The sequence below is a fragment of the Planotetraspora phitsanulokensis genome, assembly GCF_016863295.1.
Lineage (GTDB): Bacteria > Actinomycetota > Actinomycetes > Streptosporangiales > Streptosporangiaceae > Planotetraspora > Planotetraspora phitsanulokensis.
Map to the genome: position 1 here is coordinate 194293 of NZ_BOOP01000007.1, position 8823 is coordinate 203115.

Genomic DNA, 8823 nt, shown 5'->3' on the forward strand with positions numbered 1-8823 from the left:
CCATGATGGCAGCGCAGGTGCAGGCCTCCGATGGTCACAAGTAACCGCCTATCCGCGCGGCCTCTTAGTCGCCCAGTTGGATGGTGGCGATCTCCCAGGCGCGCAGGGGCAGGCGGACGACGCCGGAGCCGGCCTCGATCGAGTCGCCGGGGCGGCCGCGGAGATCGGCGTACCGGGCGCGGGTGAACGCTCCCTCGATGACCGCCTCCGTGTCCGTGTCCGACAGGGCCACGACACGCAGCTCCTGCCAGTCGTCCCTGGCACGCAGCGACGTCATGACGACGCCGTCGCCGGTGACCGCCAGCCCCGGCGCCGCCGGGGGCAGGTCGAACGAGGACGGGCCGGTGCCGGGCACCGCGAGCAGGTCGTGGCGGAACGTCTCCGCCGCGGGCGGGACGGCCGCCCAGGATCCGCTGTACGGCATGAGCGCCAGGCCGACCGAACGCAGCCCCCGCACCTGGGCGGCCGGGGTCGCGAGCTGCGGCCCGGCCGGCTCAGGCCGCATGGCGTTCAGGTTGCGCGACAGGTAGCCGACCGAGCGCAGCAGTGTGAGCGCCAGCTCGGTCCCGTCGTTCACCAGCTCGTACTCGGTGACGTGCTCGAGCAGCGCCGCCGCGCCTCCGGCGGCCACCCACGAGGACGCGGGGAACGTCGGCAACGGCTCCTCGCCGCACCCTCCCTCCGCGGTGAGGCCGCGGGTGACGACGGCGAACTGTCCCTCGGCGTGCGAGGCCGTCGCCGGCGCGGGCAGCGGCACATGCAGCCGGACCCTGTGGTCGGAACACCGGTTGTCGAACTCGACGTTCACCCTGACGTACGGTTCGCCGGCCCGGAGCTCGACCCGGGTGGCGACGACGATCTCCTCGGTGGCCTCGGTCCTCGACGCCGCGAGGATCTCCGGGATGCCCTCGACGCCGTCGCCCGCTGCGGGCCACCGGTACGTGCGCACCACGTCGAACGCGGCCGTCAACGGCCCCGAGCTGACGACCGACACCTCGACCGATGTGGGCTCGGAGACGATCCGGTCAGTGGCCGGGGGCGCGTAGTTGTAGGTGTCCCCCACATCGCCGCCGTCGACGATGCGGCCGGCGCCGGTGAGCGTGGTGCCGTCCGCGCCGGTGAGCGTCAACGTGCCGTCGTCCGCCACCTCGACACGGAGCAGCCCGTTGTCCAGGGTCCGGTCGTCGGCGTGTACCTCGGCGAACGAGGCCGGCGCCGGGTGAGCGTCGCCGTGCGCGTCCGGCCGCACACTGGTGTGCCCCAGCGGCAGCACCTCGACGAGAGCGGCCACTGTACGGCGGGGCTCGGCGACGATGCACACCCTGGTGACCCCGTCGAGCGCGTCGCGCACCTCGGCCACGTTGAACGCCGCCGAGGACACCTTCGCCACGGTGAAGGTGAGCGTGTCGCCGGCGACTTCCCAGCCGACGACGTGCTGACCGTACAGCTCCGTTCCGTGGATGAAGGTCAGCGCGGTGGCCGGGTCCATCTCGGCGTCGAGCAGCAGCGTGGGCGCGTATGCCAGCGTCTGTGCGGGGACCTGGGCGCCTGTGGGGTCGACCAGCGGGTCGAGTCCGGCCACGTCCATCAGCACGAGACCGCGCCGACGGGCGGGTGTCGGGTTGACGGCCAGCACGCCGTCCGCGGGCACCTCGGCGGCCAGCCCGGCGGTGACCATGTCGCGGACCGCCTGACCGAGGTGTTCGGCCTCGGCGATCCGGGCGGCCACCTGCTGGGCCGTGTCGTCGACCCCGCAGCCGGTCACCGAGTCGTGCCCGCTGGCGTCCACCAGCCGCCACCACGCCATGTCGAGGAAGCGGCCCGGCCAGCTGTCGCCCCACAGGGTGGCCAACGGCTCGGCGTAGCGCTCCACCATCCGCTCAGCGCGGCCCATGGCCTGCTTGACGTGCGCACGGACCGAGATGACGCCGGGCAGGATGTTGGCGCGGGAGTGGGACCGCAGCTCGCCGGGCACCCGGGGCAGCCCGTCCACGTCCCCCGGGTGGGCGCCGATGTAGCCGGACAACGTGTCCATACGGGCGCCGATGTCGTCCACCATCTGCGGCAGCCCGCGCACCGGCGCGGAATGGTCGGCGCCGTACATCGCCAGCAAAGCGCCCTCGGAACCATGCCACTCACGCATCCGCGCGGTGAAGTCCGCCGCCCGCTCGGCCAGTTCCGCGGGGTCCTCGAACAGGTGGGCGCCGTTGCCGTATCCGCCGAGGGGCAGGTACTGAGTCCGCAACGCCGTACCGTCGGGCGCGACCCAGGCGAACGCGTCGGTCACCACGGACGACGGCACTCCCCGGTAGACGCACGCGTGTAGCAGGCCCGCCTGCTTGAGGATCTGCGGCATCTGCGCGATGTGCCCGAACATGTCCGGCAGGTAGCCGACCGGCATGGCGCCGCCGAGCTCGCCGGCCCGGCCCATGCCGAGCTCCAGGTTGCGGATGATGTTCTCACCCGAGCAGAGGAACTCGTCGAGCAGGATCTGCCACGGCCCAGCCGCGAGCCGCCCGGACTCGACCAGCGCGGCGATGCGGTCCCGGTTCTCCGGCCGCACCTCCAGGTAGTCGTCGACGCAGGCGAGCTGCCCGTCGAGGGTGAAGTGGTAGCGAGGCTCGCGCTCCATCGTGTCGAGCACCTCGTCGAGCAGTGCGACCAGCCTCAGGCGGAAGCGCTGGAAGGGCTCGTACCACTCGCGGTCCCAGTGGGTGTGCGGGACGACGACGATCTCGGCGGTCATGCGGCCCTCCCGCCGATCGGCTCGATGTCCTCGGCGCGCATCAGCTCGGCTCGTGTCACCCGCATATGGCCATGACCTCGTTCTCGTGCGTCTCCAACCGATGCCGCCCCTCGCCCGCCGGGACGAGCACCCGCTCGCCGCGTATCACCTGCCGGTCGCCGCCGGGACGGACCAGGATCAGCCCGTCGGCGTCGAGCGCGAGCAGTTCGTCGCCGAGCTTGAGGAGCAGCGGCTCGCCGGGGCCCGCCGAGATCGCGGTGCGCCCGGCGGCCAGCGCCTCGAAGATCGCACCGGTGTCCTCGGCCAGCACCCAGGTGGTGGGCTGGCCGGGCAGCCCGTCCTCGCCGACCTTGTGGAAGTCGCTGGCGCCGATCGCCACCAGGTCGGGGCGCCAGGCGTCGGCCCAGGCCAGGGGCGCGCCCCAGCGCCGGTCCCACCAGCCGGAATGCCACACCTCGGCGATGCGCGGCCGCTCGGTCACCGGCTGGAGCCAGGCGCAGTCGCCCCCCAGCGGGTGATTGATCGAGATCAGGCCGCCCTCACGAGCCGCGTGCCGCATCCAGGAGTCGACCGGCTCCCGGAAGTCGACCCAGCCGACGTCGCCGAACACGTTGGCGTGGCCGCGGTCGGTGGTGACCTCCTGGCCGGGCAGCAGCGCGATGCCCCGGTCCTTTCCGACACCGGCCAGATACGGGTGGTGGCTGGTCGTGTTGTGGTCGGTGACCGTGAGGAAGTCGAGCCCGCGGGCGGCGGCCAGCTCGGCCAGCTCGGGGATGGTCAGCGTGCCGTCGCTGTGCAGGGTGTGGGCGTGGAAGTCGCCGGCGAACCAGCGCAGGCCGTCGACGTCGGGGACGTCGCGGCGCGGCGGCCGCTCGCCGTGGGGCGGCTCCTCGGCGATCGGCTGCGAGGGAACGGACGTGCCGGTCGTGATCTCCAGCGTGTAGTCGAGACCCTGCGGCGGCACTCTGTGCAGTCGCAGCCACACGTGCCACGTGCCGTCCTCCAGCGAGCCCGGCAGGTAGCCGGGCGTCGCCCACTCCTCGGTGATCGTGTACTCGTCGCGCGCGCCACCGGACCAGCCGCGGAAGCCGTCCGGCGAGCCGCACCCGAGGTCGAGCACCCCGAGCGACCGGTCGAAGCGCAGCTTGACGGTCACCGCCCGAGTCCCCGCGGGAACCTCGAACGGCACCTCGCGCAGGATCCGCTCCAGCCTGTCGTCCAGGCTCCAGTGCCCGTGGATCACACTCATGCCGACACCAGCTCGCCGTCGCGGTAGATCAGGGCCCGGTCACGCCGCGGCACTGCGAAACCCTCGTCGCCGAGTTCCGGCTCGCGACCCTCGGGCACGATGGCCTGCACGGGCACCCCGTTGACGTCCAGGGTGACCAGATAGGTCGCGCCCAGGTTCTCCACGATCGACACCGTGCCACCCAGCGAGCCGTCCGCGGACTCGGCCGAGTAGACGTTGTACTCGGGACGCACGCCGTAAACGATCTTCTCTCCGTCGCGCAGCAGTCCCTCCGCCGACTCCGGGACCGCCACCTTGCAGTCCGCCACGTCCACGGTGTCACCGCGCACGACCCCGTCGAGCAGGTTCATCGGAGTCGAGCCGATGAAGCCGGCGACGAAGGTGTTCGCGGGACGCTGGAACACCTCGGCGGGGGTGCCGATCTGGCGGATGTGCCCGGACTCCATGACGGCCATCCGGTCGGCCATGGCCAGAGCCTCGGCCTGGTCGTGAGTGACGAAGACGGTGGTCACGCCGAGTTCGTGCTGGAGCTTCTTGAGGAACGTGCGCGCCTCGAGCCGCAGCCTGGCGTCCAGGTTGGACAGCGGCTCGTCGAACAGGAAGGCCTGTGCCTGCGTCGCCATGACGCGGGCCAGCGCGACGCGCTGCTGCTGACCGCCGGACAACTGGCCGGGGCGACGCTCCATGAGCTGCTCCAGGCCGAGCCTGGCGCCGACCTCGGCGGCCTTCTGCTGGCGGGTCGCCCTGGCGACCTTCTTGATCCGCAGAGGGTAGGCGATGTTGTCCGTGACGTTCATGTGCGGGAAGAGCGCGTAGTCCTGGAACACCATGGCGATGTCCCTGGCGCCCGGCTGGACGCCGGTGACGTCGCGGTCGCCGATGACGACGGCCCCGCCAGTGGCGGTCTCCAGCCCCGCGATCGTGCGCAGCAGCGTCGTCTTGCCGCATCCGGACGGGCCGAGCAGGGCGAAGAACTCACCGTCGGGGATGACCAGGTCCAGCGAGTCGAGCGCCTTCACTCCCCCGGGATAGACCTTGGTCAGGCCCCGCAGTTCGATTGCGGACATCAGCGCTTGATCCCTCCGTGGAAGCGGAAGCCATACTTCTTGCTTACGAACAGGTACATGAGCACCACAGGCACCGAGTAGAGCAGGCCGAACGTGCCCAGCAACTGGATGTTCGCCTGGCCGCCCTCGGTGTACAGCGTGTACATGATGACCGCGGCAGGCTGCTTCTCCACGTCACTGAGCAGCAGATACGGCATCAGGAAGTTGCCCCACACGTTGGCCACGGCCCACACGGCGATGGTGGCCAGCCCCGGCCGTACGAGGGGGACCACGACATGGCGCACGATCTGCAGCGGCGTGGCGCCGAAGACGCGGGCCGACTCCTCGTAGGACTTCGGCGTCGAGTCCATGAAGTCCTTCATCATGAAGATGGCCGCCGGCAGCAGGCCGCCCGTCAGGATGAGGATCAGCCCGAGCTGCGAGTCGATCAGCTGGAGCTCGACCGCCAGCTGGAACAGCGGCACCATGGCGGCCGTTCCCGTGATGATCGACGAGAGCAGCAGCAGCGTGTAGAGCAGTGCGTCACGGCCCGGCAGGCGTACCCGGCTGAGGGCGTACGCGGCCAGGGTCGCGAACACGACCACCAGCGCGGCGGTGCCCGCGGCCAGCAGAACCGAGTTCCACAGCGAGCCGAGGGCGTAGGGGTTGTCGAAGAGCGCCCGGAAGTTCTCGGACGTGAAGTCGGGCATCCGCACCTGGTACGTGGGGTCCGAGGTGAACGGCGCGGATGCCAGCCACAACAGCGGAACGGCGAAGAAGGCCAGCAGCACGGCGATCAGCACGTAGAAGCCGATCCGGCGCAGCACGAACCGTGTCATTTCTTACTCCGCAACAGCCGCAGGTAGAACACCGCCACGACCAGATTGATCAGCAGGATGACGGTGGAGACGGCGGCGCCGTAGCCGAGTTCGCCGCCTTGGAGCGCCACCTGGTAGACGTGTACGGACAACACCTCGGTCTTGCCGTCGGGTCCACCGGCGGTGAGCAGGAACGGTGTGAAGTCGTTGAACGTCCACAGGCTGATCAGCAGCAGGTTGGTCAGCACGTGTCCCCTGATGTGCGGGAACACCACGTCACGGAGTTGCTGCCAGCCGGAGGCCCCGGCCAGCCGGGCACTCTCCAGGTGGGAGGGTGGCACGTTGCCGAGCGCGGCGCCGTACAACATCATCGAGAAGGCGGCACCGCGCCAGATGTTGAAGACGATGATCGACAACATCGGGTGGTCGAGCAGCGGCGCGAAGTCCTGCAGGTGGAGCAGCGTGTTGAGGGTGCCGCCGTCACGATCGAGCAGCGCCACCCACAGGAACGAGACGACGGCGCTGGGCAGGATCCAGGCCAGGATGACCAGGCCCTCGACGATCCGTTTGATCGGGCCGGTCCGGTCGCGCATGATCCAGGCGATCAGGAAGCCGAGCACGACCTGGCCGATGACGGCCGAGCCGAGCACGAACTCGAACGTCAGCCAGGTCGAACTCCAGAACTCCGGGTCCGTCAGAGCCTTGACGAAGTTGTCGAACCCGACCGACTGGGGCGCGGCGGCGGCCGCGCCGGTGAGGCGGTAGTTCGACAGGCCCAGGTAGAGCACCCAGAGCGCGGGGAACACGAGGAAGAGCGAGATGAGCGCCAGCGCCGGGGCGACGAACGCGCCCGCCCTCAGTCTGCCCAGGCCCGCCGCGTCCGCGTTGTAGCGGCGGGCCTTCGCGTCGTCGAGGACCTCAGGAGGCAACGTTGCCTGCGCCACCGACGATTCCTTCGAGCTTCGACTGGTAGTCGGCTGCGGCCTGGTCGGGCGACTTGCCGCCGACCACGTCGGCCGTCGCCTCCTGGAGTGCCACCGACACCTGCGTGTAGGCGGCGACCGGCGGCCGGAAGGCCGTGAGCGGCACCACCTTGTCGGAGATGTAGGTCAGCACGGGCTCGGTCGAGAGGATCTCCTTGTTGACGTCGGCGCGCGGGGTGATGCGCACGTTGTCGTTCTTGGTCTCCTCCTTCAGCCCGTCGGGCGACAGCGTGAACGCCGCCAGCTCGAACGCCTCCTTCGGGTGCTTGCTGTTCGGGTTGACCGTGCGCAGCCCGCCGCCCGACATGCTGACGAAGTCCTGGCCGTTGATGCCCTTTCCAGGCTCCTCGGCCGGGATGAGCGCGTAGCCGACGCTCTGGTCCCGGTCGGCCATCTTGGCCACGCCGGTCGCGGGGTTGAGCACGCCGCGCCAGAGGTAGTCGCTCTCCATCAGGATGCCGATCTCGTTGCCGGCGAACTGCTGGAAGGACTTGTCGCGGCCCTTGGCCTCCTGCTGGAGCTTGGGGTCGCCGAGGCCGCTGCCGCCGTAGATCTTCTGGTAGAAGCCGAGGGCGTCCTTCAGCGGCTGGGACGCGCCGGTCCACTTGCCGTCCTGCATCAACTGGCCGCCCGCGCCCGCGAGAAGCGGGAGCACGCCCTGCATGGTGGTGGCCTCGCCCATGGCGGTGCCGGCGTTGATCTGAATCGGCACCGGCACGCCCGCCGCCTTCAGCTTGGCACCGGCGTCGAGGATCTCCTGCCAGCTCTTGGGCTGCCAGTCGGCCGGCAGTCCGGCCTTCTGGAAGAGCGTCTTGTTGAAGTAGAGGACACGGCCGTCGGTGCCGATCGGCAGGGCGTACTTCTTGCCGTTGTACGTGGCCAGACCCTGGACGGACTGCGGGATCTGCGCCCAGCCGTCCCAGCTGTCCGCGTCGGCGCCGACCACGTCGGACAGCGGCTTGATGTAGCCGGCCTCGGCGAACTCGCCGGCCCAGATGCCGTCGAGGTCGAAGACGTCCGCACCCTTGCCGGACTTGAGGTCGAGGGAGAGCTTGGTCTTGTACTGCTCGTCGTCGACACCGCTCGGGACGAACTTGACCTTGACGTTCTTGCCCTTCGCCTTCTCGGCGGCCTCGAACTGCGGGATCACCCAATTGGTGATGTAGTCCGCCCCGGCCGCGTTCTTGCCACCCGAGATGGAGTTCTGCGCGATCGTGAGCTCGATCGTGTCCCCGCTGCCGCCATCGGACGACTGGCCGCAACCGGCGAGCCCCAGCCCCGACACGACGACGACCACCGCCGCGCCCGTCAACCTGTTCCGTAACCTCATGTAACGCCTCCGACACATCCGGTAACTGGGAGGAACCTTTGCAAATATGTCATGACATATTCATGACGTAAAGTCCTGTCATAAGCGGGTTGCACAGCAGACGCTCACATGTAACACAGAAGAAACATTTCGGGTCGTGCCAGACAGCCCGGACGGGGCGTCCGAATACCCGTGGCGGGGAACGCCGTTCGGCGACATAAGCCTCATGACCTGGTAGTACGCACATCCGCCGATGACGCTCGAGTGGCTACGCATAGAAGAAGCGCGGCCGCGTCAACCGGCGACCGGGCTCGTACCGCGGCTACGCGGCGGCCACACGAGGGATTGATCTTCGGTATGCGCGGGCGGGCCGAAGCCGCACAGCGGTGGGCCGGCGACGAACGACGGCCGCGACGACACCGAGGAGATCCGTGACGTGGGCGCCTTCGAGGCGCCGTGACACTCGACGCGGCACGGTGAAAGGAATGGACTGCGTAGTCAACCTGCTGCAATACGGCGACGGCGCTGGAGAAGTCGACATTGACACCTCAGGCAAGGGGTTTCGGGCATGCCTTCTGGCTGGAATTGACAGGACGCAACGGTGTCGGTTTCAAGCGCCGAGCGCCATGGCGGATTAGCCAATCATGTTTTCTAATTGCCCGCAATACTTCA

General features: G+C 69.4%; 6 protein-coding genes. All 6 read right to left on the reverse strand.

The window, feature by feature from the left end; genetic code table 11:
• Positions 1-64: 64 nt before the first annotated feature.
• The 6 genes from Pph01_RS09910 to Pph01_RS09935 are packed head-to-tail and all read right to left on the reverse strand — an operon-like array spanning position 65 to position 8172.
• Positions 65-2746 carry a glycoside hydrolase family 38 N-terminal domain-containing protein gene (locus Pph01_RS09910; RefSeq protein ID WP_204072706.1) on the reverse strand — a complete coding sequence of 894 codons (2682 nt, stop codon included), beginning with the start codon at positions 2744-2746 and terminating at the stop codon, positions 65-67.
• Positions 2747-2801: 55 nt separating this feature from the next.
• Positions 2802-3995: a CehA/McbA family metallohydrolase gene (locus Pph01_RS09915; protein ID WP_239116555.1), complete on the reverse strand. Its 1194-nt coding sequence runs from the start codon at positions 3993-3995 to the stop codon at positions 2802-2804.
• Positions 3992-5062: an ABC transporter ATP-binding protein gene (locus Pph01_RS09920; RefSeq protein ID WP_204072707.1), complete on the reverse strand. Its 1071-nt coding sequence runs from the start codon at positions 5060-5062 to the stop codon at positions 3992-3994. Before Pph01_RS09920 ends, Pph01_RS09915 begins: the two co-directional genes overlap by 4 nt.
• Positions 5062-5880, reverse strand: coding sequence for a carbohydrate ABC transporter permease (locus Pph01_RS09925; RefSeq protein WP_204072708.1), 819 nt, complete (start codon positions 5878-5880; stop codon positions 5062-5064). Before Pph01_RS09925 ends, Pph01_RS09920 begins: the two co-directional genes overlap by 1 nt.
• Entirely contained in the window at positions 5877-6803 is a 927-nt protein-coding gene (locus Pph01_RS09930; protein ID WP_204072709.1) for a carbohydrate ABC transporter permease, read from the reverse strand. The genes Pph01_RS09925 and Pph01_RS09930 overlap by 4 nt, the downstream gene beginning before the upstream one ends.
• Positions 6778-8172 (reverse strand): extracellular solute-binding protein, encoded by a 1395-nt coding sequence (locus tag Pph01_RS09935; RefSeq protein ID WP_204072710.1) that lies wholly within the window; start codon positions 8170-8172, stop codon positions 6778-6780. The genes Pph01_RS09930 and Pph01_RS09935 overlap by 26 nt, the downstream gene beginning before the upstream one ends.
• Between the last annotated feature and the right edge of the window lie 651 nt (positions 8173-8823).